The sequence below is a fragment of the Streptomyces sp. HNM0575 genome (assembly GCF_012726265.1).
Taxonomy (GTDB): domain Bacteria; phylum Actinomycetota; class Actinomycetes; order Streptomycetales; family Streptomycetaceae; genus Streptomyces.
The window spans coordinates 134,491-161,200 of the sequence record NZ_JAASAG010000011.1 but is presented as its reverse complement, the minus strand read 5'-3'; the positions used below and the strand labels follow the sequence as shown (position 1 = coordinate 161,200).

Here is a 26,710-nt window from a genome sequence, read left to right as displayed (position 1 = left end):
AGAGCCGCACCATGCCCACCCTGGGCGCCCGCCGCAACTCGTATACGGAACCTCGTCTTCGGGCCCGTGCGCGGCACCGGCGCACGGGTCCGGAACCGCTACTCGCCGGGCTCGCTCTCCAGGAACTCCAGGCGGTTGCCGACGGGGTCGCAGGAGTAGAACCGGCGGTGGCCCGGGAGTTCGCGATCCCAGGTGACGGCGGCGCCCGCGGCGGTGAGCCGGGCCGCGAACGCGTCGATGCCGCGGACACGGAGACCGGGGTGGGCCTTTCTCGCGGGCCGGAAGTCCTCCTCGGCACCGAGGTGCAGCACGGCGGAGCCCGCCGCGAACCAGCAGCCGCCGCGCGCGGCGAGCACGGGCGGCTTGGGGATCTCCGTCATGCCGAGGACGCCGGAGTAGTACGCGCGCAGCGCGTCCTCGGAGCTCGGCGGTGCGGCGAGCTGGACATGGTCGAGGGAGTCGATCACGCCGTGCGCCGGGCCCGGCGGGAGATGGCCGGGGGCGGGTGAGGCGGCGGGATCCGTCATCGCTTCACCGCCACGACGAAGATCCGGCGGAAGGGGAAGACCGTCCCCCGCGCGGGGTCGCCGCCCAGCGGCGGATAGGCCTCGCGCAGCAGCCGCCCGTACTCGTCGAGGAACTCCGCCCGCGCCGCCGGGTCGTCCGCGAGGAGCGTCAGCACGGGACGCAGCCCCGTGCCCATCACCCAGTCCAGTACGGCGCCCTCGCCGTGCAGCACGTGCGCGTACGTCGTCTCCCAGGCGTCGACCTCGCAGCCCTGCGAATCCAGTACGTCGAGGTACTCCGCGGGGTCGAGCACGACGGCGGCGCGGGAGGCCGTGCCCAGACGACCGCGCCAGCGCGGGGAGTTGCGCAGCTCCAGCAGCAGCGCGTGGCTGGGGGCGTCGAAGTTGCCCGGGACCTGGAAGGCGAGGACGCCGCCGGGCGGCAGCGCGCGCAGCCAGTGAGGGAAGAGTTCGGCGTGGGTGCCGGCGTCGGCCGTGCCTCCGGGATTGCCACCGTCGGGAGCGGCCCCGCCTTCGTCGGGGAGAACCCGTCCCTTGACTTCGTCAGGGATAACCCATTGCAGTGCCGCGTTGGAGAAGAGGAGGTCGAAGGGGGTGTCCGGGGTGGGGTGCCAGGTGGAGAGGTCGGTGTGGACGAAGTCGAGGCTGCCGCCGCCGGGGGTCCTCCCCGCGTGGGCGCGCGCCTCCTCCAGCATGGCCGGTGAGTTGTCGTATCCGGTGATACGCGCACGGGGCCATCGCTCGGCGAGCAGCAGCGAGGGGCCGCCCGGTCCGCAGCCCAGGTCGGCGATGCGCGGGGCGTCCTCGTCGGGCAGCGCGGGCACGTGGGCCAGCAGGTCCTCCGAGGGGCGGTTGCGGTGCGCGGAGTGGCGCTCGTACTGATGCGGATCCCACACGGGTGACGTCATGACAGCAGCCTCCGTCCGGACTATCTCGATGTCAAGAGACTTCATGTCGACACAACTACTACACTGATCACATGGAGGACGAGGTCGACCGACTGGTGGCAGCCTGGCGCCGCGAACGCCCGGATCTGGACGTGGAACCGCTGGAGGTCCTCAGCCGGGTCAGCAGACTCGCGCGGCACCTCGACCGCGCGCGCCGTATCGCATTCTCCGAACACAACCTGGAGCCATGGGAGTTCGACGTGCTCACCGCGCTGCGCCGCGCGGGCACGCCGTATCAGCTCTCGCCCGGACAGCTGCTCACCCAGACCCTGGTCACCTCGGGGACGATGACGAACCGTATCGACCGGCTCGCCAAGAAGGGCCTCGTCGAGCGGCTGCCCGACCCCAGCGACCGCCGGGGCGTGCTGGTGCGGCTCACGGTCGAGGGCCGCGACCGCGCTGACAGCGCCCTGGCGGGGCTACTCGCACAGGAGCGCGCGATCCTCGGGGAGCTTTCCACCGCGCAGCGGGCCGAACTCGCCTCGCTGCTACGGCAGTTGACGGCGCCGTTCGACAACGTGCCGGGCTGACGGGCCGGTACGGCGCCGGAGCAGGCCGCGAACGCATCGGCAGCGCTCGGAGGCCCGCAGTACATCGCGTGCACCAACTCACCGCCGGGCGGCGGTCGTTGCTCGCTGCGGCCATTGCCCGCGCGGGGGCGGCTGCTTTCGCGACGGGCTTCCGCCGCCGGGGTGCCCCGCTGCGGCGCACGGCTCGCAGCCCGTAGCATCCGTGCATGGGCGGACGTCATTCGGATCGATTCGCGGGACGTACCGTCCTGATCACAGGCGGCGGCGCGGGCATCGGAGCCGCCACGGCTCACAGGCTCGCCGACGAGGGCGCAGCGGTGATCGTCCTCGACAACGACGAGAGCGACGGCCACCGTACGGCCCGCGAGATCACGGCCGCCGGGGGCCGTGCCGCCTTCGTGCTGGGCGACGTCACCGACGAACCGGCCTGGTCCAGGGCCGTACGCACCGCACACGACGGCTTCGGGCCGCTCGACGGTCTCGTGAGCAACGCCGGGCTGATGCTGCCGGGCGCGGCCGGCGAGCTGTCCCTGTCCGACTGGCAGTGGCAGCTGGGCGTCAATCTGACCGGGGCGTTCCTCGGTCTGCGGGCCTGCCTGGACGATCTGCGTGCCCGCGGCGGCTCGGTCGTTCTGACGTCTTCGGTGCAGGCACTGGTCGGCCTGCGGGAGCGCCCGGCGTACGCGGCGGCGAAGGCCGGGCTGACGGGCCTGGGACGGCAGCTCGCCGTCGACTACGGGCCACGGATCCGCGTCAACAGCGTGCTGCCGGGGCCGATCGTCACCGGCGCGTGGGACGGCACGAACGAGGAGGACGCGCGGCTCACGGCCGGGCAGACCGTCGCGGGCCGCTACGGCCGTCCCGACGAGGTGGCGTCGGTCATCGCGTTCCTGCTCTCGGACGACGCTTCGTACGTGACGGGCACCAGCCTCGTCGTGGACGGCGGCTGGAGCGTGTACAAGACCTCGCTGTGACGAGGGACCGCTGTGACGAGGGACCGCTGTGACGCGGGACGGGCCCGGGGGAACCCGGGCGGGGCGCTCAACGGGCGGCGCTGGGCTCCAGATCGACCGGGCCGACGCCCGCGCGGCGCGCCAGAGCAACCGCCGCGAGCGTGGAGTGGACACCGAGCTTGCCCAGCACGTTCTGCATGTGCGTACGGACGGTGTGCGGGGAGAGATACAGCCGCTCGGCGACGGCCTTGCGGCCCAGCCCCGCGACCATGCAGCGCAGCACCTCCCGCTCCCGCGGCGTCAGCGACTCCACGAGGCGTTCGCTCTCGGTGCGGTGCTTGCGCGACGCGGTCAGCTCTCTCAGCACGCCCGTGAGCAGCGCGGGCGGCAGATGCGTCTCGTCCTTCAGCACCCCGCGGATGACCTGGAGCAGCCGGGAGAGGGAACAGTCCTTGGCGACCCAGCCGCCGGCTCCGGCCTGGAGGGCGGAGGCGGCCTGGCGCGGATCGTCGCGCTCGGCGAGAACGACCGTGCGCACCGCGGGGTGTTCGCTGCGTACGCGCCCTACGAGCGGGATGCCGCCGGGATCGCCGTCGGACGACGGGGACTTGGCGGACGATGCGGGCTTGGCGCCGCCGGACGCGGCCTGACCGCCCGAAGGGCCCTGGCCGCCCGGGGCGCGGGCCAGGCCGCCGGAGTTGCCCTGGGCCGCGGCCGGGCCCGAACCGGCCGCCGGCACGGGCCTGTTGGGGGCTCCGTCCCGTGAAACGACTGACGACAGCGTCCAGTTGCTGCCGTTCGCGGGGCCCTGTGCCGCACCGGCGACGCCGCCCGCGCCGGCACCGCCACCGCCCGTGCCCGTACCCCCCGGCGGTGGCGACAGATCCGCGTCGACCAGCAGCACGTCGAACCTGCGCCCGTCCGCGGCGCCCCGTTCGAGGCAGCGCAGCGCGGCCTGGGCGCTGCCCGCCGCGGCCACCTCGACGTCCTGCTCGGCCGCGAGCGCAGCGGCCAGGGACTCGGCGAAGATGCGGTGGTCGTCGACCACCAGCACACGGATACGTTGCATGGCGCCCCCTGGCAGTGCGGGTACGTCGCCCCCGGCGAAGGGAAAGTGATGCGCGTGCTGGGGGAATCCCCTCGTCGGCCGGGCCCCCCTCCCCACACCGAAGGTCGTGGGGAGGACAACGCCGCGCCCTTGCCGGCCCGCCCGGGCGTCCCTGCCCGGCGTGGCCTGCCCGGCCGCCCGCCCCCTGACTGGCACCGGCCCCCACCGGTGCGATGCGTACGACTCAGGGTAAGGCCGGGAGATGACAACGGAAACCGATTGACGAAACTGCTTGTGCGTCGCGTGAACTCGGGGACGCGGTCCGAATCGGGAAGCGCGCCGACGAGTGAAGACGGCACCGGGCTCGCAGGCGGCTACGGAAGACCGGCTCCCGCAGCTCATCCGTGATCCGCGAGCTGCGCGGAACACCTGCGGATTCCGAAGTTCCCGTCGAGGCCCGCCCGTCCGGCCGTCCGGCCGTCCGCACGGGCATCGCCGAGCCGTATCCCCCGCACGGCGTCGTCAGGCCTCTGTGACCCGGCGCGCGCCCGGTCCCGGCACCGTCTCGAAGACCCGCGGCTCCCGGTGCCCGGCGGACGCGAAGGCCTCCGTGACCGCCTTCGCCACGGATTCCGCGGTCTCCGCCCGTACGAGGACGATCGCCGAGCCGCCGAAGCCGCCGCCCGTCATCCGGGCCCCCAGGGCGCCGCTCGCGTTCGACGCCTCGACGACGAGGTCGAGTTCGGAGCAGGAGACGCGGAAGTCGTCGCGGAGCGAGGCGTGCCCCTCGGTCAGCACGGGGCCCACGGAGTGCGTCTCACCGGCGTCGAGCAGGCGGATGGTGCGCTCGACGCGTTCGTTCTCCGTGACGACGTGCCGCACCAGGGGGCGCAGCGCCTCGTCTTCGAGGCGCCGGAGCGCCGACGGCAGCTCCCCGTACGGGACTTCGCGCAGGCTGGGCACTCCCAGCCGCGCGGCGGCACGCTCGCAGCCCGAGCGGCGCTCCGCGTATGCGCCGTCGCCCAGCGCGTGCTTGACGCGGGTGTCGACGACGAGCAGCCGCAGGCCCTGCGCCGCCAGGTCGAGGGGCACCTGTCTGCGGGCGAGGTCGCGGGTGTCGAGATACAGGGCGTGACCGGCGGTGCAGCACGCCGACGCCATCTGGTCCATGACGCCGCACGGGACGCCCGCGAAGTCGTTCTCCGCGCGCGTGCACAGCCCGGCGATCCGGTGCCGCTCCAGGCCCAGCCCGTAGAGCCCGTTCAGGGCGACGGCCGTGGCGACCTCCAGCGCGGCGGATGAGGAGAGCCCCGCGCCGGTGGGCACGCTGCTCTCGAAGTGCAGGTCGGCGCCGCCCACTTGGAGACCGGCGGCGCGCAGCGCCCACACCACGCCCGCCGGGTAGGCGGCCCAGCCGCCGCGGTCGCCGCCCGTGCCCGGCGTCGCCGGGCTGAGGACGTCCACGTGCAGCTCGATGACTCCCCCGTGCGCGTCGGACGAGTGCAGCCGCAGCACTCCGTCGTCGCGGCGGGCGGCCTCCACGCGGCAGGTCTGCGGGAGGGCGAGCGGCATGACCAGACCGTCGTTGTAGTCGGTGTGCTCGCCGATCAGATTGACCCGGCCCGGCGCCTCCCACACTCCGTCGGGTGCCGTGCCGTACACCGCGCGGAAGCCGTCCGTCACGGGCGGCCCGCCTGCTCCTGCCGAGCGCGGGCGCGGGCGAAGTCCCAGGCGTCCTGCACGATTCCGGCCAGGTCCGTACGGGAGGGGCGCCAGCCGAGCTGCCGTACGGCCCGTTCCGCGGACGCCACGAGCTGCGCGGGGTCGCCGTCCCGGCGGGGAGCGGCGGCCTCGGGCACCGGATGGCCGGTGACCTTGCGGACGGTCTCGACGACTTCGCGTACGGAGAAGCCGTTGCCGTTGCCCAGGTTGCACACCAGGTGCGTGCCGGAGGGCACCCGACCCTCGTCCTCGGTCATGGCGGTCATGGCCAGCAGATGGGCCTCGGCGAGGTCCGCGACGTGGATGTAGTCGCGCACGCAGGTGCCGTCGGGCGTGGGGTAGTCGTCGCCGAAGACGGAGACCGATTCGCGACGGCCCTGCGCGACCTGGAGCACGATGGGGATCAGATGCGACTCGGGGTCGTGCCGCTCGCCGTAACTCCCGTACGCGCCCGCGACGTTGAAGTAGCGCAGGGAGACGGCGGCCAGCCCGTGCGCCCGGCACTCCCCGCTGATCATGTGGTCGACGGCCAGCTTGGAGGCGCCGTAGGGGTTGGTGGGGGCCTCGGCCGCGTCCTCGTGGATGGGTGTGTCCGCGGGCTCCCCGTATGTCGCCGCCGTGGAGGAGAAGACGAGCCGGCGCACGCCCGCCTCGCGCATGGCGCTCAGCAGCTCGATGCTGCCGCCGACGTTGTTGCGCCAGTACTTGCCGGGGTCCTGGACGGACTCGCCGACCTGCGAGTGGGCCGCGAAGTGCAGCACGCCGTCGTACGAGGCGTCCAGTACGCGTGCGGCGTCCTGCACACGCCCCTCGGTGAACACGGCGCCCGCGGGGACCGCGTCCCGGAAGCCCGTGGAGAGGTCGTCGAGCACGGTGACGGAGTGCCCGGCCTCCAGCAGGTGCGCGGCGACGACGCTTCCGACGTATCCCGCACCGCCTGTGACCAGGTACTTACCGGGGTGTGCTGCGGGGGTCGCCCCCCGTGGGCTCGCTGTCACTCGCTACCTCTCGCAGTCGCTCGGCCGCCTTCTCCGGCGGCACATCGTTGATGAACACGCTCATCCCGGATTCGGAACCCGCGAGGAACTTCAGTTTGCCGGAAGTCCGTCGGACGGTGAAAAGCTCAAGGTGCAGGGCGAAGTCCTCGCGGGCGGCGGACACCGCGCCACCGGCGCCATGACCCGCTCCATGACCCGCTCCCGGTCCCGCTTCCGGACCGCCCTCCGGCCGCCCGCGCGCGGGCAGCGAGAACGGCGCCTGGTGCCACGCTGATATGTACGGGGTGGGCGGCTCATCCGGGCCGAAGACGCGGTCGAAGCGGCGCAGCACCTCCAGATACACCGCTGGGAAGTCGGCCCTCGCCTCCTCGCTCAGCGCCGTCAGGTCCGGCACCCGGCTCCTGGGATACAGATGCACCTCGTACGGCCAGTGCGCCGCGTGCGGCACGAACGCGACCCAGTGCTCGCTCTCGCACACCACGCGCCGCGCGTCCGAAAGTTCCGCCGCGAGCACGTCGTCGAAGAGGTTCCGCCCGCCGGTGCGGGCGGCGTGCCGGGCGACGGAGTCGAGCATGCGCGCGGTGCGGGGCGTGATGAACGGATAGGCGTAGATCTGGCCGTGCGGATGCTGGAGGGTCACGCCGATCTCCGCGCCGCGGTTCTCGAAGCAGAAGACCTGCTCGACGCCGGGGAGCTGGGAGAGTTCCGCGGTGCGGTCGGTCCAGACGTCCAGCACCAGCCGGGCCTGTCCGTCCGTGAGGGACGCGAACGAGGCGTGGTGGTCGGGCGTGAAGCACACGACCTCGCAGCGGCCGGCGCCGGGGCGGTGGGTCAGCAGGCCGGGCGGACAGGCGGCCGCGGTCCCGTGGCCGGCGCCCGGCACCGGTCCGGGACCGACGCCCGGGCCGGGGCCCCCGGCGAAGGAGGGGAAGCGGTTCTCGAACACCACGACGTCGTAGTCGGGTTCGGGGATCTCGCTGAGGTGCCCCTGGTCGCCGGTCGGGCAGAGCGGGCAGGCGTCGGCGGGCGGATGGTAGGTGCGCTGCTGCCGGTGTGCGGTGACGGCGGTCCACTCCGCGAGCAACGGGTCGTAGCGGATCTCGGAGGCCGTCGTGGTGTGCCCGAGCGGACGGCGGTCGATGCGGTCGCGCACCTTGTCGTCGCTCAGGTCGTAGTAGATGATCTCGCGGCCGTCGGCCAGCCGGTTCGAGGTCTTCTTCAACGGTGTTCGCTCCTCGCCCATGCGGCCCGGCCCATAGTCAACATAATCGCACACGATGAATCAGAGCCCAACAGGCCGTCGCGGCAAGGCAGTCGGGCATCCGATGAGATTCAGGACTCACCGTATATACGCGGCATTCAGGACTCAGCGGTACGACACCGGACAGGACACCGCTTGCCATCTCCCCGCGAACTCCCGCCCGCACAGGGGCAGTTCAGGCTCGGGCAGCGCCCGGCGTCCCGCGCCCGGCGCCCCGGACATCCGGCGCCCCGGCGACCGCCCGGATCCGGCCCGGCCCTTCCCGGTCCGGTCCGCTCCGCCCTCGCCGCGTCACTCCTCCAGGGCGGAGCCCGGCTCGTACGCCCTGTCCAGCAGTCCCGTGCGGGCCGCCAGCGCCGCCGCCTCCAGCCGGGACCCCACGCCCAGCTTCATCAGCACCCGCTGCACGTGCGTACGCGCGGTACTCGGCGCGATGCGCATCCCCGTCGCGATCAGCCGGGTGTCCTCGCCCTCCGCGACCCGCGTGAGGACCTCCACCTCGCGGGGCGTGAGGAGCTGGAGGAGCCGTGCGCCCTCGTCGTCGGGCTCGGGCGCCGGGTTGAGCAGGTCGGCGAAGGACTCCTGTAGCAGTTGCGGCGACACCGCCGCGTCCCCAGCACGCGCTTTCATCATGGCGCGCTCGACGCCCTCTATGCGCTCGTCGTGCCGTACGTAGCCGGAGGCCCCGGCGGCGAAGGCCGAGGCGACACCGCGCGGACTGGGCACCGGCCCCAGCACCACGACCGCTATCTGCGGCTTCTCCCGTTTGATCCTGGTGACCGGGTCGAAGACCCCCGACTCCGCGGGAACCGCCGTACCCAGCAGACACACCTCGGGCGCCCTGCTCAGCACCAGATCCGCCGCGCCCGCGCTGGGCGCCGCGGCGGCCAGCACCCGGTGGCCGCGCAGCTTCAACGCCGAGGCGAGCGCCTCGGCGAGCAGTCTGTGATCGTCCACCACCATGAGCCGGACGCTCATGCGCAACAACCCCCACCCGCCGCTCCCTGTGGGCGCCCCCTCCTTGCCCCTGGGGCCCGGGCGGCCCGGGGGCCCGCGGGGAAGCGGCCCCTCCTGTGCCCACGGAAGCTACACGTTCGCCCGCCGTTCCGGGCCACTTCGGGGGGAGAAGTGGGAGGAACGGCGGACGAACGGTGATCAGGCGGGACCGCCCCGGCGTACCGGCGGGGCCGGTCCCGTCGGTACGCGGCGGCCGCCCCCGTCATCCGTTCACTTGGCCCCGAAGCCGATGCCCAGGTACTTGCCGTAACTGCCGGTGCTCCGCTTCGACAGCAGCGTCTGGTGGAGGAAGAGCCTCCCGTTCACATACAGGGGAGGCTCGCGCAGGGTGACGCCGGCGAAGTTGTTCTCGACCTGGGCGCTGTCGTCCGGGTTGCGCATGTAGAGCTCCTGCTTGCCCTGCGCGGCCGGGTCGACGGCGACGATCTGACCGCCCGCGTCGTACGTCGGCTTCTTGTACGCGATGAGCTTGTCGCCGTCCATCCGCACGGGGACGATGGTGCGCTGCTCGCCCGCGTCGGACTTCCACTTGGGGCGCCCGGTGTCGATGTCGAAGGCGATGATCTCGTTCGTGGACGAGGAGTCGCCCTGGTGCCGCGCCGAGGGCAGATAGACGTAGTCGTCGTCCACGACGGCGCTCGCGCACGACTCGACATCGGTGCCGCACCCCGGGTCGTACTTGCGGTCGCCCAGGGAGATCTTGGCCTTGAGCTTCTCGTCGTCGCCGACCGTCATCACGTCGGTGGTGGAGCTGGTGCCCGCACTGACGCCGATCACCACCGGGTCGGTGGAGATGATGCGGGCGCTCTGCACGCCCTTGGGCACGTCGAACTCCCAACTCGCCTCGCCCGTCTTCGGGTCCAGCTTCTGCACCTTCAGCTTCGGTTCGCTGTAGCTGCCGCACTGCACGACCGCCATCAGCTCCTCGCCGCCCGCGAAGCCCTCGTCCTCGCAGCCGCCCGTGCCGCCGCTGCCCTCGGACTTCCACAGCGGGCCGCCGCCGGTCAGCTTGTACGCGACGGAGCCGCCGATCCACTTGGCCGCGACGACGTTCTTGCTGATGCTCATGTTCATGCCCAGCGTGGTGGCGCGCTCGCTGTTGGGCATCTTCTCCTGCCAGAGCTTCTTGCCCTCGTTCAGGTCGATGACGACCATCTGGTTGCACTCCGCGCGGGAGGAACGGGTCTCGGCGACGACCACCGCGGTCTTCCCGTCGTCCGTCGAGTGCCGGGACGCGGCGCACACCTGGCCGTCGAGGGGGATCTTCCAGGCCTGCTTCCCGCGGGCGGCGTCGATGCCGACGATGCCGTCGAGCGTGCTCTTGGCGAAGATCCGGTCGGTGGCCCAGGCGCCGGTGACGCTCGCCGTCTCCTCGTCCGTGAGCTTCGGCGAGGCGATCTTGAACAGCTCCTTGCCCTCGGTGCTGGCCGGCTTGCCGCCTCCGCCGTCGGTGGTGCCGGTCTTCTTGTCGCCCTCGGCCTCGGTCTTGCCGTTCTCGTGCACGAGGAAGAAGCCGATGGTGACGACGGCCAGCACGGCGGCGACCGCCGCGGCGACGATCGCGATCACCTTGCCGTTGCCGCTGCCGCCGCCGGGGGCGCCGGGTCCGTACGGGCCTCCGGGGGGCGCCGTCGGGTACATGCCCGGGCCCTGCCCGAACGGCTGGCCCTGCCCGAACGGCTGGCCGGGCTGGCCCGGCTGCTGCGGGTATCCGTAGCCGTATCCGCCGCCCTGGGGCGGCTGTTGGGGATAGCCGTAGCCGCCGCCCGCGGGAGGCTGCGGCGGTGCGCCGAACCCGCCGCCGGGCGGGGGCTGTTGGGGATAGCCGTAGCCGCCGCCGGCCGGAGGCTGCGGCGGCGCGCCGAACCCGCCGCCCGGCGGAGCCTGCGGCGGCTGGGGTGGCTGCGGCGGCTGGGCGGGCTCCTGCTGACCGGGAGCGCCGGCGCCCCCTGCGGACTTGTCCGGTTCGGGCGAACTCCCTGCCGGGGGCTGGCTTGGCGGCGGAGGCGGCTGCGACATGAGCGATTCCCTCGTTGACGTTGAGACCGGACGTCCGCCCCTCAATCCCCCGCAGGACGGAGCGAATCGGACATCAGGCCCGCCTTCGGCTGGCTTGTACGCGGATGTCTTTCTATCACCGGACACACCGAACCGACGGTCCGGTTCCAGCCGGGTCATGACGTAAGAGACGCGGCCGAAACGGAGCCGTTGCCGGCCCGTTAGCGGGCTCCGCTTCCGCGCACGTGCGCGGCCGGGGCGCGCGCCGCCGGGCGCGCATGCCGCGCAGAGCGGCAGGGGCTCAGCCGTCCTCCGCCAGTTCGAGCCAGCGCGTCTCCAAGTCCTCGCGCTGGGAGTCCAGTTCGCGCAGCTCGGCGTCGAGCCCCGCGACGCGCTCGAAGTCGGTGGCGTGTTCCGCCAGGGCCTCGTGCAGCTGCGACTGCTTCTCCCCGATGCGGTCCAGCTGACGTTCGATGCGCTGCATCTCCTTCTGCCCGGCGCGCGCGACCGCCGCGGGCTTACGGGCCTGCTGCCCCTGCGGAGCCGCGGACGATGCCGCGGCGGAGGCCGGCGCGGCGGCGGAGGACGGCGAGCCCGCCGAGGACGAGCGCGGCGAACCGCCCCCGCCCGCGCGGGCGTTCGCGTTCGGCTGCGCCGACTCCCGCTGCCGCGCGCGCCGTTCCAGGTACTCGTCGATGCCGCGCGGCAGCATCCGCAGCGCGCCGTCGCCCAGCAGCGCGTACACCCGGTCCGTCGTACGCTCGACGAAGAACCGGTCGTGGGAGATGACGACGAGCGAGCCCGCCCAGCCGTCGAGCAGGTCCTCCAGCTGCGTCAGGGTCTCGATGTCGAGGTCGTTGGTCGGCTCGTCCAGGAACAGCACATTGGGCTCGCCCATCAGCAGCCGCAGGATCTGGAGCCTGCGCCGCTCCCCGCCGGAGAGATCGCCCACCGGCGTCCACTGCTTCTCCTTCACGAAGCCGAAGCGCTCGCACAGCTGCGAGGCCGTCATCTCCCGCCCCTTGCCGAGGTCCACGCGGGAGCGGATCTGCTCCACGGCCTCCAGCACCCGCAGCTTCGGATCCAACTCGGCGACCTCCTGCGAGAGATACGCCAGCTTCACCGTCTTGCCGACCTTGACACGGCCGCCGGTGACCAGCTCCGACTGGTGCTCGCCGCCGGTGCGCGCGGCGTCCGCGAGCGACTTCAGCAGCGACGTCTTGCCGGAGCCGTTGACGCCGACGAGACCGATGCGGTCGCCCGGCCCGAGCTGCCAGGTCTGGTGCTTCAGCAGCACCTTGGGCCCGGCCTGCACCGTGACGTCCTCCAGGTCGAAGACGGTCTTGCCGAGGCGGGAGTCGGCGAAGCGCATCAGCTCCGCCTCGTCGCGGGGCGGCGGCTCGCCGTCGATCAGCGCGTTGGCGGCCTCGATGCGGAAGCGTGGCTTGCTCGTACGGGCGGGAGCGCCGCGGCGCAGCCACGCCAGCTCCTTGCGCATCAGGTTCTTGCGCTTGGCCTCCTCCTGCGCGGCGATGCGCTCACGCTCGGCGCGTGCGAACACGTAGTCGGAGTAGCCGCCTTCGTACTCGTGCACCGCACCGCGCTGCACGTCCCACATCCGCGTGCACACCTGGTCGAGGAACCAGCGGTCGTGGGTCACGCAGACCAGCGCCGAGCGGCGTGCGCGCAGGTGCGCCGCGAGCCAGGCGATGCCCTCGACGTCCAGGTGGTTGGTGGGCTCGTCGAGGACGATCAAGTCCTGTTCGGCGATGAGGAGTTGCGCGAGCGCGATGCGGCGCCGCTCGCCGCCGGAGAGCGGCCCGATGACGGTGTCGAGTCCCTGCGGGAAGCCGGGCAGCCCGAGGCCGCCGAAGAGGCCCGTCAGCACGTCGCGGATGCGGGCGTCGCCGGCCCACTCGTGGTCGGCCATGTCGCCGACCACCTCGTGCCGTACGGTCGCCGCCGGGTCGAGCGAGTCGTGCTGCGTCAGCACGCCCAGACGCAGGCCGCCGGAGTGGGTGACGCGCCCGTCGTCGGCGGGTTCCAGCTTCGACAGCAGCCTGATCAGCGTGGTCTTGCCGTCCCCGTTCCTCCCGACGACGCCGATGCGGTCGCCCTCGCTCACGCCGAGCGAGACGCCGTCGAGCAGCGCCCGGGTGCCGTAGACCTTGCCCACGGCTTCCAGATTGACGAGGTTGACGGCCATCTCACTCCTGTCGCGCACTGTCCTGGGGCCCCGGCGGACTCCCCCGGCGAAGCGCGGGAGAGGCCAGGGAGGATCAGCCCTCCAGGGTACGCACGTCGCCGCGGCACCCATGAGGCCACCGGCCGGTGACCGCCGGGGCCGCCGCGAGCGTGCGCGCTCCGCGCACTCCCGTGCGCTCCCGTGCTCAACCGCCGTGCAGCATCAGGGCGATGCCGCCGACCATCAGCGCGGAGGCGGCCACGCGCGGGGCGCCGAAGCGCTCCTTGAAGAACACGGCGCCTATGGCGGCGCCCGCGATGATCGAGGACTCGCGCAGCGCCGCGACGGGGGCCAGGGGCGCGCGGGTCTGCGCCCACAGGACGAGCCCGTAGGCCACGAGGGACAGCGCGCCGGCGATCACGCCGCGTACCGCGAGGGGCCGCAGCTGGGCCAGGAGCACGCCCCGGCGGGTGGCCATCGCGTACGCCGGGATGGCGAAGCTCTGGAGCATCATCAGCCAGGCCAGATAGCCGCCCGCGGAGCCCGAGGCACGTACGCCCGCGCCGTCGACGACGGTGTAGGAGGCGATGGCGAGGCCCGTGGCGACGGCGGCGATCAGCGCGGGCCGGCGGGAGGACGCCGTGGGCACGGGGCGGACGGCGGCCTCGCCGGCGCACTCGCCGCTGCCCTCCCCGATGCCGTCGCCTGTGCCGTCCGCCGAGCCGGCCCTGTTGCGCCGTATCCCCCACAGGGCGACGCCGAGCAGCCCCGCCGAGGCGACCGCCACTCCCGTCAACTGCCATACGTCCGGCAGCTCTTGGAGGAAAAGCGCCGCGAGCACCGTCACCACCAAGGGCGCGGTGCCGCGCGCTATGGGATACATCTGGCCGAAGTCGCCGAGCCCGAACGACCGCATCAGCAGCACCTGGTAGACCACGTGCAGCACCGCGGAGACCGCCAGCGCCGGCCACGCACCGCGTGCGGGCAGCGGCACGAAGCACGCGAGCGCCACCCCGCACAGCGCGCCCCCCGCGCCGACGAGCGTGAAGGCGAGCAGCTGGTCCTTGATGTGGTGCGCCAGGGCGTTCCAGGAGGCGTGGGTGACCGCGGCGACCAGCACGGCCGCGACGACGAGGGGCGTCACGGAACGCCGGCGGTCTGTTCGCGCACGTCCGCGAGCGAGCCGCGCGCGTGCGCGATCAGCTCCCCGGGGGCGAGTGCGAAGACGGTGTGCGGCGTGCCGGCGGCGGCCCACACCTCCTGGTGCGCGAGCAGGCCCCGGTCGGCGAGTACACGCATCTCCCGGAGGTGCCCGAAGGGCGGCACACCGCCGATGGCGTATCCGGTCGCCTCGCGCACCAGAGCCGCGTCCGCCCTGCGCACGGTCTCGGCGCCCAACTCGGCCCGTACGAGCGGGACATCGACGCGCGAGGCGCCGTCCATCAGCACGAGTACGGGCTCGCCGTCGGCGTCGAAGACCAGCGACTTGACGATCTGGCTCAGCTCGCAGCCGACCGCCTCGGCGGCCTGCGCCGCGGTGCGGGTGGCGTCGGGGAAGCCGCGGACGACGGGGTCGAGGCCGAGAGCCGAGAGGGCTTCGGCGAAACGGGGGTGTGCGGTAGGCGCCTTGCTCATGGAGCGGACGCTACCCGGCGCGGTGTCCGGCACGCGAAGCGGTTTCCACCAGGCGGGATCCGGGAGTCCGCGCACGGGGCCCGGTCACACGCAGAGCGGTGCCCCGCCGGGAGGTCCCGGCGGGGCACCGCTCACTGCGTTCGTGGCCCGGGCGACGCGCGCCGCGCTGCGCCGGGCCTCAGCCCGCCGCCGCGTCGAGCATCTTCCGTACGACCGGACCGGCGTTCTCGTTGCCGTGCCCGGACGCGGGGACGACCGCCGCCGCCGCCATGTCGCCGTTGTACGCCGTGAACCAGGCGTTCGGCTTCTTCTGCCCGTCGACCTCCGCGGACCCGGTCTTGGCGCCGACGTCACCGTCGAGCCCGGCCATCGGCTTCGCGGCCGTGCCGCTGTTGGCCGTCAGCTTCATCAGGCCCTTCAGGTCGCTGTTGACCTGCGGCTTCATGCTGCGCCCGGCCTTCGCGATCTTACGGTCGTCCAGGTCGGGCGAGACGATCACCGGCTGCTTGAAGGTGCCGTTCTGCACGGTCGCCGCGACCGACGCCATGTTGAGCGGGTTCATCCGCACGCTGCCCTGACCGATCAGCGACGCGGCCATCTGCGCGTCCGACTGGACGGGCACGCTGCCGTCGAACGTGCCGGTGCCCACCTGCCAGTCCTGGCCGATGCCGAAGACCTCGCGGGCCTCCTTGCTCAGGTCGCCGTCCTGGAGCTCCTTGGCCTGGCTGATGAAGGCCGTGTTGCAGGAGCGGGCGAAGCTCTCCGCAAAAGTCCCGTTCTTGATCTCGAACTTGTCGTCGTTGTGGAACTTCCAGCCGCCGTACTCCACGTACTTGGGGCACGGGTGCGGCTTGTCCGGCGCCGCCAGCCCCTTGTCCATCAGCATCGCGGCACTGATGACCTTCATCGTGGAGCCCGGTGCGAAGGAGCCGCGGATGGCGTTGTTGTAGCTGTCCGCGGGCGAGTTGGCGACCGCGCGCACCTCGCCGGTGCTCGGCTGCACGGCCACGGCGGACGCCTTCGGCTTGCCCTTCACCGACTGCTCGGCGGCCACCTGCACGTCCTTGTCGAGGGTGGTCTTCAGCTCGCCGGGCGTGCCCTTGGACAGGGTGCGCAGCGTGGTGCCGGTGTCCTCGCCCTTGGCGTCGACGATGCGGGTCTCGATGCCGGGGGTGCCGTCGGTCTTGTCGCCGTACCGCTTGCGCAGGTCGTCGAGGATGCTCCCGAGCATCGGGTGCTCCTGCTTCGTCAGCACCGCGCCGTTGCGGTCGACGGCCTTGATCGGCGGCGTGCCCGCCTTGCCCGTCTTGACGGACTGACCTTCCTTCAGCTTCGGATACACCACCGACGGCTTCCAGTCGACGACCGGGTCTCCCGTCTTCTTGTCCCGCACGACCTCCAGCGAGGAGGGGTAGGACCATGCGGAACTCTGCTGCCCGTAAGCGATCTGCGCCGTCACGCCGAACGGGACCTCGGCACCGGAAGCGGAATCCTGCGAAAGCTTCACCTTGGCGATGTGGGCGTCGTCGTGGAAGCCCTTCAACGCCTGTGCGGCCTCGGCCTTGTCGTCGGTGAGCGCGGCGGCCTTCGCGGCGTCGCCGCTCGACCACGCGGCCAGAAACCGCTTCGCGGTCGTACGGACCTCCGAAGCGCTCGGCGGTCCCTGCTCGGCCTTCTTCTGGCCCTTTCCGTCATCGGACGAGGCGACGCTGTCGTTGCCGCCTTCCTTGCCGTCACCTCCGACGAGTGCGTACACGCCGAAGCCGGTCGCACCGACGACGACTGCCGCGGCGCCTCCGATCAGCGCCATCTTCTGAGTGTCACGCATCTGAGAATCTGCCCCTCCACCCCGCCCCGACCACGCGGCCGGGGACCTGTCCGAGGCACCCTAGAGCACGCGTGCAACATCACGTGCTTCCGGTATCCCCGTTAGGCAGCATATGGACGGGATGCCGATTCGAATAATCACCGGTTCAGGGGGCGTAACGCGTAGCGGAACCTTACGGGAAGCACTTCCGTGTCCAGTTGCGTACGGCCCAAATCCCCTGTTTCCGGCCGTGGTTGGCGGGTTTTCGGCTCCTCCGCGGACCCGCGTCGCACGTATCACGGCTTCACTTCGGAGTCACTGCGGTTTCGTCGAGGATTCACCGGGCGCGGTCGCCGAGGGGCGGCCGGGATACGGCCCGGCGGCCCCTCGGGCCTCCCGGGTCCCTCGGCTTTCTCGGAGCCCTCGGGCCTCCCGGGACTCCCGAACCTCCCGGGCCCCTGGAGTCGCTCAGGTCACAGGGGGTCTCGGGTCACCGGGGTCTCAGAACCCCCGGAGGCTCTGCCTTCAAATCCATGTCTCGAACCACATCCGCCCCCGCCACGCGTCCATGGGAATCGGCTGCCCCGTGTAGATCGGCCAGAAATAGACGAAGTTCCACACGATGAGCAGCACCAGCACGCCCGACGCGACGATGCCCGCGGTGCGTCTGCGCTCCCCCACGCCCGGCGGTCCGGCGAGGGCGCCGATCATCATCGCGAGGGCGAGACAGAGGAACGGCACGAAGACGACCGCGTAGAAGAGGAAGATCGTGCGCTCCTGGTACATGAACCACGGCAGGTAGCCCGCCGCCACACCGCACAGCACGGCGCCCGCGCGCCAGTCGCGGCGCAGCAGCCAGCGGTAGAGCGCGTACAGCACCGCGAAGCAGGCCGCCCACCACAGCAACGGCGTGCCCAGCGCGAGCACTTCGCGTGCGCAGCCCTCCCCGTGCGCGGTGCAGCCGTCGTGTCCCGCCTTCGGCGACTCGTAGAAGTACGAGACGGGGCGGCCCAGGATCAGCCAGCTCCACGGGTTCGACTCGTAGGTGTGGCCGGAGGTCAGGCCGACGTGGAAGTCGTAGACCTCCGCCTCGTAGTGCCACAGGCTGCGCAGCGGTCCGGGCAGCCAGCCCCACGGGCCGCCGGCGCCGTCCTTCTCCGCCCAGTCGCGGAAGTAGCCGCCGGAGGTGGCGAACCAGCCCGTCCACGAGACGAGATACGTGCCGACCGCGACGACGACCGTGGAGGCGAACGCCGGGAGGGCGTCGCGGCGGAGCATCGCCGCGAAGGGACGGGGCGCTCCGGCGGTACGGCGGGCGCCCATGTCCCACAGGACGGTCAGCAGGCCGAAGGCGGCGAGGATGTAGAGGCCGTTCCACTTGGTGGCGCAGCCGATGCCGAGGCAGAGGCCGGCGGCCAGCCGCCAGGGGCGCAGGCCGAAGCGGAAGCGGGCGCCGGTCGCGGGGTCGGGCCGTACGGGGTCGGGCGTCACGGGGGGGCGGGGCGTGGCGGAACGGGCGTTGCCGGTGCCGTTGCTTGTGCCGTTGCTGGTGCTTGTGCCGTTGCTTGTGCCGGTGTTCGCGCCGGTGAGGCCCAGCGTGGGCGGGCGGACGCCGGCGGCGTCGGGGGGCGGGCCGCCCGGGGGCGAACCGTCGGGCGGCAGCCCGTCCGCGAGCTTCGCCCTCGTACGGTCCCGGTCCAGCAGCAGGCACCCGAAGGCTGCCAGCACCCAGAACATCAGCACCACGTCGAGCAGCGCCGTGCGGCTCATCACGAAGTGCAGCCCGTCGACCGCCAGCAGCGCACCGGCGAGGCAGCCCAGCGCCGTCGAGCGGAACAGCCGCCTGCCGATGCGGCACAGCATCAGCACCGACAGCGTGCCGAGCAGGGCCGTCATGAAACGCCAGCCGAAGGGATGGAGCCCGAACATCGACTCCCCGAGCCCGATGATCCACTTCCCGGCGGGCGGGTGTACGACGTAGGCGCCGTCCGGGGAGAGCGGGATCTTCGGGTGGGGAGCGAGGATCTGGTCGTTGGCCTTGTCGGGCCAGCTGCCCTCGTAGCCGTACTGGAAGAGGGACCAGGCGTCCTTCGCGTAGTACGTCTCGTCGAATATCACGGCGTGCGGCGACCCCAGCTGCCAGAAGCGGAGCACGCCCGCGACGAGCGCGACCAGCAGCGGCCCCGCCCACGCGGACCAGCGGGCCAGCCGGAGGGCGGCCAGCGGCGAGAGGCCGAAGGCGGCGCCGAAGCGCAGGTCGGGGCCCGGAAAGGGCGGCACCAGGCGCTCACGCGTGCCGACGCGGGGGCGTCCCACGTAGCCGAAGCGGCGCAGTCGGGCCTGCCATGAGGGCAGGGTCTCGTGGGGCTGCGCGGGACGGCTCGGGCTCTCCGCCTTGGTGTCGCTGGTCGTCACCGGGCCCATGGTAGGGAACCGGCCGGTGCGCGAGTGCGACCACGCGAAGTCCGCGCAAACCCGCGTGGAGATCGGCGGGCCGGGGGAGCGGGTGTGGGGCGGCGCGGTTCGGACGGGCGGTGCGGGAGGGCCGGGCTCTCGGCAGCCGGGGCCGGGAGCGGGGCGCCGAGCGTTCGGGAGCCGGGGCCGGAGAAGTCGTGAGCGTCACACCCCCTGCGAGGATGGGCCCGTGACAGGGACGCTCGTACTGGCCGGAACACCCATCGGCGACGTCGCGGACGCGCCGCCACGCCTCGCACGCGAACTGGAGGGCGCCGACATCGTCGCCGCCGAGGACACCCGGCGGCTGCGGCGGCTCACGCAGTCGCTGGGCGTGCGCACGGCGGGCCGGGTCGTGTCGTACTTCGAGGGCAACGAGGCGGCGCGCACGGCCGAGTTGGCCGACGCGCTGGACGCGGGATCGCGGGTGCTGCTCGTGACGGACGCGGGCATGCCCTCTGTCTCCGACCCCGGCTACCGGCTCGTGGCGGCGGCCGTGGAACGGGGCGCCAGGGTCACGGCCGTGCCCGGGCCGTCCGCGGTGCTGACGGCGCTGGCGCTGTCGGGGCTGCCCGTCGACAGGTTCTGCTTCGAGGGCTTCCTACCGCGCAAGCCCGGGGAACGCCGTACGCGGCTGCGCGAGGCGGCCGACGAGCGGCGCACGCTGGTCTACTTCGAGTCGCCGCGCCGACTGCCGGACACCCTGCGGGAGATGGCGGAGGCGTTCGGCGCCGAACGGCCGGCGGCGGTGTGCCGGGAGCTGACCAAGACGTACGAGGAGGTCAGACGCGGTCCGCTGGCGGAGCTGGCCGACTGGGCGGCCGAAGGGGTACGCGGCGAGATCACCGTCGTCGTCGCGGGCGCGCCCGCGGGAGGCGGCGAGAACCTCGATGCGACGGAACTGGCGCGCAGGGTCGCGGTGCGCGAGGAGGCCGGAGAACGCCGCAAGGAGGCGATCGCCGCGGTCGCGCGGCAGGCGGACGTACCGAAGCGCGAGGTCTTCGACGCGGTGGTCGCGGCGAAGACGGCGGGGGGCGGCGGGTAGCCCCCACAGGGCCCCACGGAACGGCAGGCCTGCCTCTCATGCGGCCGCGCACTCCGCCTGCCGCGGCGAACAATCCCCGCGCCCCCAGGCGGACTTGAGCCGCCGCTCGCCGCGGGCTCGTTGGGCCGCCGCCAGGTGCGGGACGGTCCCCGCGGCGGCCCCCGGGCACCCCGCGCGACGCACTCCCCGCGGCCGACGCGCGCCTCGCGGCCCCGAGTCCGGCCAGCCCCGAACCGGACAACTCCCGGACGAGCGGGCCAAGTCCAGGCACGCGCCCGCAGGCGCGCGAACAGGCGCCTCCGCGGACCCGTTCCGGACACAGCTCCCGCGGACACCTCGACCCACCCGACACGCCCCTGCCCGGGGCTCGTTGGGCCGCAGCCACCAGGCCCGGCACGGTCCGCGGCCGCTACCCGCAACCCACGCGCCCCGACCCACCGCCCGGGGACAAACCCCCTGCCCACAGGCCGACTTGAGCCACCGCCCGCCTCGCGGCCCCGGTCCCGACACCCGCGAATCGGACAACTCCCGGACGAGCGCGCCGAGTCCAGGCGCTCCCGCAGGCGCCCGAGCAGGCGCCTCCGCGGACCCGCTCCGGACACAGCTCCCGCCGGACACCTCGACCCACCCGACACGCCCCTGCCCGGGGCTCGTTGCGACGCCGCCAGGCCCGGGGCACCCCGCGCGACGCGCTCCCCGCAACCCACGCGCCTCACCCCGCCGCTCGCGGCAACCCTCCCGCCCACAGGCCGACTTGGGCGTCGGGACCCCGCGCGAACGCGCGCATAGGCGGCGGAGCCCGGGCTTGAGGTCGTGGCTCGGCCCCCCCCGGCCAGAGGGGTCCGCTCCGCGGGGTCCCGACGGGCGCCCCTAGGATCGGCCGCATGCCGAGTCCCACGCAGCCCGCGCCGCCGCTGCCCGAACCGCTTCGCGTGGCCGTCGCCGATTCGCACACGCATCTCGACATGCAGGAGCCGTCCGTCGAGGAGGCGCTGTCGGCGGCGGCAGCGGTCGGGGTCGGCACGCTCGTGCAGGTGGGCTGCGATCTGGAGCGTTCACGGTGGGCGGCGGAGACGGCCGCCCGGCACCCGGAGGTGCACGCCGCCGTGGCCCTGCACCCCAATGAGGCGCCGCGCGCGGCCGAGCGCGGCGAACTGGACTCGTCCCTCGCGGAGATCGAGCGGCTCGCCGGGCTGCCGCAGGTGCTCGCCGTCGGGGAGACCGGGCTCGACTACTTCCGTACGGGAGAGGACGGGATCGGCTCGCAGCAGCACTCGTTCCGCGCGCACATCGCGATCGCCAAGCGGACGGAGCGCGCGCTCGTCATCCACGACCGCGACGCGCACGCCGACGTGCTGCGCATCCTGGACGAGGAGGGCGCACCGGAGCGCACCGTCTTCCACTGCTTCTCGGGCGACGCGGAGATGGCCCGACTCTGCGCGTCCAAGGGCTGGTTCATGTCCTTCGCGGGGAACGTCACCTTCAAGAACGCACAGCCGCTGCGCGACGCGCTCGCCGTCGCCCCTCCCGAACTCGTCCTCGTGGAGACCGATGCACCGTTCCTGACGCCCGCTCCGTACCGCGGACGGACGAACGCGCCGTACCTCGTTCCGGTCACGCTGCGGGCGATGGCCGCGACGAAGGGGATGTCCGAAGATTCCCTGGCAGAGCACGTGGCCGCCAACACCGCGCGCGCCTTCGGTTATTGAGCAACCCCCGCACGGCTCCCGTACGGGCCGCGTGACGGCCTCAGATGACAACTCTTCGTGGTCGACCGGCTTTGGAGAGTGACGGCTGCTCCGGTTACAGTCCGCGACATCCCGCCGGACCTTGGAGCGCGTGTTGAGCCAGACGCAGGGAAGTCATCGCGCGGTGCGCCGTGCCGGACGCGGCCCGCACGGGGGGCGGGCCGAACCGTCGCAGCCAACGCAGCCGCCGCAGGCGCCGCGCCTGCCGGGGCGGGGATACGACGGCCGCGGGGGCCTCACCGTCCGTCCGGGGCTTCCGAGTTCGAGTCCGTACGTGCCGTACGCGCCGTCAGCGCCCTACGCGCAGCCCGCGTACGGAGCGGGCGCGGGCCGCGGCCGGCACCGGGCCTACGGGCCGCCGCGGGTACCCGCCCCGCAGACTCCGCCGGGCGGTACGCAGACTTCGCCTGGCCCGCGGGCCCCGACGAGCGCGCAGGCCTCGCCCAGCCCGCAAGCCCTGCTCGGGCCGCGGGTCCCGAAGAGCCGCCCGCAGCCACAGCCACAACCGCAGCCACAACCGCAGCCGGTGCATCAACCGCCCCACCGGCCGCCGTTGATGCACCCCGTGCCCGTACCCGTACCCGGGAAGCCACGCGTGCCCGTGGCTCCCGCACCCGCTCCCCCGCCGGTTCCCCCGCGCGTACCGCAGCCGCGCCACGCGCGCAGCCCGTACGCGCCGCCGCGCCCTGCCCCCGCGCCGCCTACCCCCGCACCTCCCGAACCGCCGCAACCCCGACCCGAGGGAGGCCGGGCCGCCGCCCGCCGTGCGGAACGTGCCCGCACCCGTGCCCGCAAGGCCGCCCAACGCCCGGAAGCGCTGCGGAGGTTGGTGCCGCAGGCGCTCGTCGTGGCGTTCCTGGCGGGCGGTACCTCCGCCTTCGTCGCCTGCGACAAGGAGGTCCGGCTGACCGTCGACGGCCGGTCCCGCACGCTGCACACCTTCGCCGACGACGTCGGCGAACTGCTGGCCGAGGAGGGCCTGGAGCCCGGCGCGCACGACAGGGTCGGCCCGGCCCCGGGCCGGCCGCTCGCCGACGGCGACGAGATCGGCTTCCACCACGGCCGGCCCCTCGATCTCACCCTCGACGGCACACGCCACCGCGTGTGGACCACGGCTCGCACCGTGCAGGACGCGCTGCGGCGCATGGGGGTGCGGACCCGGGGCGCGGCGCTGTCGCTCGCGCCGAGCGCGGACATTCCCAGGACGGGGCTCAAGCTGGAGGTCCGTACGCAGCGCACCGTCACGTTCCTCGCCGACGGGCACGAGCGGACCGTACGCACGAACGCCGGCTCGGTCATCGAAGCGCTCACGGAGGCCGGCATCGAACTGGACGGCCTGGACACCACCTCCGCGCCGATCGACAGCTTCCCGCACGACGGGCAGACCGTGACGGTGATGCGGATCACGGGCAGCGAGCGGGTGCGGGAGGAGCGCATGCCCTTCAAGACGGTACGGCGCGCGGATCCCGGGCTGCCGCAGGGCACCGAGGTCCTGGAGCGTGCGGGCAGGGCGGGTCTTCGGCGGGTGACCTACCGGCTGCGCACGGTCAACGGCGTGCGGGAGAAGCCGCGCCGTATCGACGTGGAGGTGCTGCGGCGGCCGAGGAAGGAGATCGTCCGCGTGGGCACGCTTCCGCTGCCGCAGTCCGTGCCGGGTGCCGACCATCTCGACTGGGCCGCTCTGGCGCGCTGCGAGTCCGGTGCACGGCCCGCCGCGGTCGACGCCTCGGGGTATCACGGCGGGCTCTACCAGCTGGACGCCGCGACCTGGCACCAGCTGGGCGGCAGCGGCCGTCCGCAGGACGCGGCGGCGCCGGAGCAGACGTACCGCGCGAAGAAGCTCTACGTCTCCAAGGGGGCGAGTCCCTGGCCGTACTGCGGCCGTAAACTGTCGCGGTGACCGCAGCGTACGAGCCCCGACGAGAGCCCGGCCGTCGCCATGAGCGCGACGGCATGCGCCCTCAGGGGCGCGACTACGCCGCGGGCGCTCCGCGGTCCGGCGCCGGCCGCGAGCGCGACTCCGGGCACGATGCCGAGCGTGATGCCGGGCACGATGCCGGGCAGGAGCACGGCACGGACGCGCTGCTGGGCGCCGCCGACGTCCGCGAGCTGGCCGGGGCGCTGGGCGTGCGGCCGACCAAGCAGCGCGGGCAGAACTTCGTCATCGACGCGAACACGGTGCGCAGGATCGTGCGGACCGCCGGTGTGCGGGGCGACGACGTCGTGCTGGAGATCGGGCCCGGGCTCGGCTCGCTGACTCTCGCGCTCCTCCAGACCGCGGACCGCGTCGTCGCCGTCGAGGTGGACGACGCGCTGGCCGGCGGGCTGACCGCCACCGTCGAGGCCCGACTGCCGCACCGCGCGGGGGACTTCGCGCTCGTGCACGCGGACGCGATGCAGGTGACGCGGCTGCCGGGTCCGCCGCCGACCGCGCTGGTCGCGAACCTCCCCTACAACGTGGCCGTTCCGGTGCTGCTGCACATGCTGGCGTCGTTCCCGACGCTGCGGCGCGGCCTGGTCATGGTGCAGTCGGAGGTGGCGGACAGGCTTGCCGCCGCGCCCGGTTCGCGGGTCTACGGTGTGCCGTCGGTCAAGGCGTCCTGGTACTGCGAGGTGAAGCGGGCGGGCGCGATCGGACGGAACGTCTTCTGGCCGGCGCCGAACGTCGACTCGGGTCTCGTCTCGCTCGTACGGCGTGATCCGCCGCGTACCGGTGCCACCCGCGAGGAGGTGTTCGCCGTCGTGGACGCGGCGTTCGCGCAGCGCCGCAAGACGCTGCGGTCGGCGCTCGCCCGCTGGGCGGGCTCGGCGGCGGCGGCCGAGGAGGCGCTGACGGGCGCCGGGGTGTCGCCGCGTGCGCGCGGGGAGGAGCTGACGGTCGAGGAGTTCGCGGCGATCGCGGAGCAGGGCACGAAGCACAAGGAGAACGCCGCGTGAGGGACGGGCGCGTGAGGGACGAGGACGTCGACGACGGGCGGGCGGCCGGGAGTTCGGGCGGCACGGCGGAGAGTGCGGAGGCCGCTGCCACCGTGGACGCCGCCGCCGACACCGAGACCGACACCGCCGGCGCCGGTTCCACCGCGCGTACCGCCGCCGGAGTGACCGCGCGGGTGCCCGCGAAGGTCAACGTCCAGCTAACGGTGGGCGGTCTGCGCCCGGACGGCTTCCACGGCCTGGCCAACGTCTTCCTCGCCGTCGGCCTCTACGACGAGGTCACCGCGAGCCCGGCCGGCGCGCCGGGCGTGAAGCTCACCGTCTCCGGCCGCGACACCCGCCACGTACCGCTGGACGAGGGCAACCTCGCGGCACGCGCGGCACGGCTGCTCGCCGAGCGGCACGGACGCGAGCCCGACGTGGCGCTGCACATCGCGAAGGACATTCCCGTCGCGGGCGGCATGGCGGGCGGCAGCGCCGACGCGGCGGGCGCGCTGCTCGCGTGCGACGCGCTGTGGGGCACGCGGACCCCGCACAGCGAACTGCGCGCGCTCGCCGCCGAGTTGGGCTCGGACGTGCCGTTCGCCCTGGTGGGCGGCGCCGCGCTGGGCCAGGGGCGGGGCGAGCTGCTGACGCCGCTGGAGGTCGGCGGCACCTTCCACTGGGTCTTCGCCGTCGCGGACGGCGGCCTGTCCACACCGTCCGTCTACCGCGAGTGCGACAGGCTGCGGGAGTCCGCCGGTACGGGCGCGAGCGTCGACTCCGTGCCGGAGCCGCGGCCCTCGCCGCAGCTGCTGGACGCGCTGCGCACCGGCGACGCGGCGGCGCTCGCGGACTCGCTGACCAACGACCTTCAGGCGGCGGCCGTTTCACTGCGCCCGTCGCTCACCGACACGCTCAAGACCGGCAGTTCGGCGGGCGCGCTCGCCGCGCTGGTCTCCGGCTCGGGCCCGACCTGCGCCTTTCTCACGGCGGACGCAGAGTCCGCACAGACGGTCGCCGCCGCACTCAACGCCTCCGGCCACTGCCGCACGGCCCGCACGACGACGGCTCCGGCGCCGGGCGCGACACTGCTCTGATCCGCCAACCGGCCCCGGCGGGCGCCGGGTTGACCGGCGGTGTCCCGGATGGTTGACCGGCGGTGTCCCGGATGGTGGAGAACGGCCCGGAGCATCGCGGTGCCCTGCGCGCTCCATCAAGGTCGAGGGCCAGGACCACATCGGGGCCCTGGCCACGACGGATGTGATCGCCCCTGAGCCGTCCGCCGTGCTGGACAAGGCCAGTTGGCAGGCGGTCGGCAGACCGGCCCCGGCGTCGGGGTTCCGGAAGGCGTTCCGCGAAGCGAGCCTGCCGCCTCGGGCGGCAGTCGGCGGGCTGTCCGTCCGGCGACGTGAGCGGGGGAGCCGCCCTGCTAAGGTGCGCCGGTGCCAGCGACCAAGAAGTTCCAAGTCACCTTTGACTGCGCGGAGCCTGAGCGCCTCGCCCGTTTCTGGTGCGAGGTGCTGGGGTACGTCGTACCGCCGCCGCAGGGGTTCGCCACGTGGGACGACTTCCAGCGTGCGCAGCCGCCTGAGCAGCGGGATTCCTGGTCCGCCTGCGTAGATCCCTCAGGAGAGGGCCCGCGGCTGTTCTTCCAGCGCGTCCCCGAGGGGAAGGCCGTGAAGAACCGGGTGCATCTCGATGTGCGGGTCGGCAGCGGTCTCGTGGGTGAGGCGCGCCTCGCCGCGCTTGAGGCCGAATGTGCGCGGCTGGTCCCGCTCGGTGCGGTACACGTGCAGACGCTGTACGCCGATGAGGAGAACGAGTCGTGCATCCCGATGCTGGACATCGAGGGCAACGAGTTCTGCATCGACTGAGCTTTCTCGGACGGCAGTCGCGAAGAAGTCGCCGACCCGCGCGTC

The 26,710-nt window shown here is 73.2% G+C and carries 21 protein-coding genes; 8 read left to right on the top strand and 13 right to left on the bottom strand.

Annotated features, from left to right (window positions below; all coding sequences use genetic code 11):
• Positions 1–98 precede the first annotated feature (98 nt).
• Both HCC61_RS24645 and HCC61_RS24640 read right to left on the bottom strand, forming a co-directional pair.
• On the bottom strand, positions 99–467 hold the full coding sequence (locus HCC61_RS24645; protein WP_169139199.1) for a VOC family protein: 369 nt from the start codon (positions 465–467) through the stop codon (positions 99–101).
• A 56-nt stretch (positions 468–523) separates the two neighbouring features.
• Positions 524–1,435, bottom strand: coding sequence for a methyltransferase domain-containing protein (locus tag HCC61_RS24640; RefSeq protein WP_169138939.1), 912 nt, complete (start codon positions 1,433–1,435; stop codon positions 524–526).
• A gap of 71 nt (positions 1,436–1,506) precedes the next feature.
• Here HCC61_RS24640 and tamR point away from each other — a divergent pair, with 71 nt between their 5' ends.
• Entirely contained in the window at positions 1,507–2,004 is a 498-nt protein-coding gene (tamR, locus tag HCC61_RS24635; protein ID WP_169138938.1) for a MarR family transcriptional regulator TamR, read from the top strand.
• Positions 2,005–2,210: 206 nt separating this feature from the next.
• Positions 2,211–2,978 (top strand): SDR family NAD(P)-dependent oxidoreductase, encoded by a 768-nt coding sequence (locus HCC61_RS24630; protein ID WP_169138936.1) that lies wholly within the window; start codon positions 2,211–2,213, stop codon positions 2,976–2,978.
• A gap of 67 nt (positions 2,979–3,045) precedes the next feature.
• Here the strand turns inward: HCC61_RS24630 and HCC61_RS24625 are convergent, their stop codons facing one another.
• From HCC61_RS24625 to HCC61_RS30930, 11 genes are all read right to left on the bottom strand, one after another.
• Positions 3,046–4,026, bottom strand: a complete 981-nt coding sequence (locus tag HCC61_RS24625; RefSeq protein WP_206322965.1) for a response regulator transcription factor — start codon at positions 4,024–4,026, stop codon at positions 3,046–3,048.
• Between the two features lie 501 nt (positions 4,027–4,527).
• On the bottom strand, positions 4,528–5,688 hold the full coding sequence (gene galK / locus HCC61_RS24615) for a galactokinase (protein ID WP_346777371.1): 1,161 nt from the start codon (positions 5,686–5,688) through the stop codon (positions 4,528–4,530).
• On the bottom strand, positions 5,685–6,725 hold the full coding sequence (gene galE, locus HCC61_RS24610; protein WP_169138934.1) for a UDP-glucose 4-epimerase GalE: 1,041 nt from the start codon (positions 6,723–6,725) through the stop codon (positions 5,685–5,687). Before galE ends, galK begins: the two co-directional genes overlap by 4 nt.
• A complete protein-coding gene (galT, locus tag HCC61_RS24605; RefSeq protein WP_169138932.1) occupies positions 6,679–7,947 on the bottom strand; it encodes a galactose-1-phosphate uridylyltransferase in 1,269 nt (422 codons plus the stop codon). Before galT ends, galE begins: the two co-directional genes overlap by 47 nt.
• Positions 7,948–8,277: 330 nt before the next feature.
• Entirely contained in the window at positions 8,278–8,964 is a 687-nt protein-coding gene (locus tag HCC61_RS24600) for a LuxR C-terminal-related transcriptional regulator (RefSeq protein ID WP_169138930.1), read from the bottom strand.
• Positions 8,965–9,213: 249 nt separating this feature from the next.
• Entirely contained in the window at positions 9,214–11,022 is a 1,809-nt protein-coding gene (locus HCC61_RS24595) for a PQQ-binding-like beta-propeller repeat protein (protein WP_169138928.1), read from the bottom strand.
• 280 nt (positions 11,023–11,302) lie between these two features.
• Positions 11,303–13,207 carry an ABC-F family ATP-binding cassette domain-containing protein gene (locus HCC61_RS24590; RefSeq protein ID WP_169138926.1) on the bottom strand — a complete coding sequence of 635 codons (1,905 nt, stop codon included), beginning with the start codon at positions 13,205–13,207 and terminating at the stop codon, positions 11,303–11,305.
• 184 nt (positions 13,208–13,391) lie between these two features.
• A complete protein-coding gene (locus tag HCC61_RS24585; protein WP_169138924.1) occupies positions 13,392–14,330 on the bottom strand; it encodes a DMT family transporter in 939 nt (312 codons plus the stop codon).
• Positions 14,327–14,821, bottom strand: coding sequence for a YbaK/EbsC family protein (locus HCC61_RS24580; RefSeq protein ID WP_169138922.1), 495 nt, complete (start codon positions 14,819–14,821; stop codon positions 14,327–14,329). Before HCC61_RS24580 ends, HCC61_RS24585 begins: the two co-directional genes overlap by 4 nt.
• A gap of 178 nt (positions 14,822–14,999) precedes the next feature.
• The gene (locus HCC61_RS24575; protein ID WP_206322964.1) at positions 15,000–16,649 is read right to left on the bottom strand and encodes a penicillin-binding transpeptidase domain-containing protein; all 1,650 of its coding nucleotides are present in this window, start codon (positions 16,647–16,649) and stop codon (positions 15,000–15,002) included.
• A gap of 504 nt (positions 16,650–17,153) precedes the next feature.
• Entirely contained in the window at positions 17,154–19,052 is a 1,899-nt protein-coding gene (locus HCC61_RS30930; protein ID WP_240969260.1) for a phospholipid carrier-dependent glycosyltransferase, read from the bottom strand.
• Positions 19,053–19,272: 220 nt separating this feature from the next.
• Here HCC61_RS30930 and rsmI point away from each other — a divergent pair, with 220 nt between their 5' ends.
• The 6 genes from rsmI to HCC61_RS24535 all read left to right on the top strand — a co-directional run bounded on the left by rsmI (position 19,273) and on the right by HCC61_RS24535 (position 26,665).
• Entirely contained in the window at positions 19,273–20,127 is an 855-nt protein-coding gene (gene rsmI, locus HCC61_RS24560; RefSeq protein WP_169138920.1) for a 16S rRNA (cytidine(1402)-2'-O)-methyltransferase, read from the top strand.
• A gap of 884 nt (positions 20,128–21,011) precedes the next feature.
• On the top strand, positions 21,012–21,836 hold the full coding sequence (locus HCC61_RS24555; RefSeq protein WP_169138918.1) for a TatD family hydrolase: 825 nt from the start codon (positions 21,012–21,014) through the stop codon (positions 21,834–21,836).
• A gap of 595 nt (positions 21,837–22,431) precedes the next feature.
• Positions 22,432–23,775, top strand: a complete 1,344-nt coding sequence (locus HCC61_RS24550) for a resuscitation-promoting factor (RefSeq protein WP_169139191.1) — start codon at positions 22,432–22,434, stop codon at positions 23,773–23,775.
• Positions 23,772–24,812, top strand: a complete 1,041-nt coding sequence (gene rsmA / locus HCC61_RS24545) for a 16S rRNA (adenine(1518)-N(6)/adenine(1519)-N(6))-dimethyltransferase RsmA (RefSeq protein WP_346777370.1) — start codon at positions 23,772–23,774, stop codon at positions 24,810–24,812. Before HCC61_RS24550 ends, rsmA begins: the two co-directional genes overlap by 4 nt.
• Positions 24,813–24,904: 92 nt before the next feature.
• Positions 24,905–25,888 carry a 4-(cytidine 5'-diphospho)-2-C-methyl-D-erythritol kinase gene (locus HCC61_RS24540; protein ID WP_169139178.1) on the top strand — a complete coding sequence of 328 codons (984 nt, stop codon included), beginning with the start codon at positions 24,905–24,907 and terminating at the stop codon, positions 25,886–25,888.
• A 345-nt stretch (positions 25,889–26,233) separates the two neighbouring features.
• Positions 26,234–26,665 carry a VOC family protein gene (locus HCC61_RS24535; RefSeq protein WP_169138916.1) on the top strand — a complete coding sequence of 144 codons (432 nt, stop codon included), beginning with the start codon at positions 26,234–26,236 and terminating at the stop codon, positions 26,663–26,665.
• Positions 26,666–26,710: the final 45 nt, after the last annotated feature.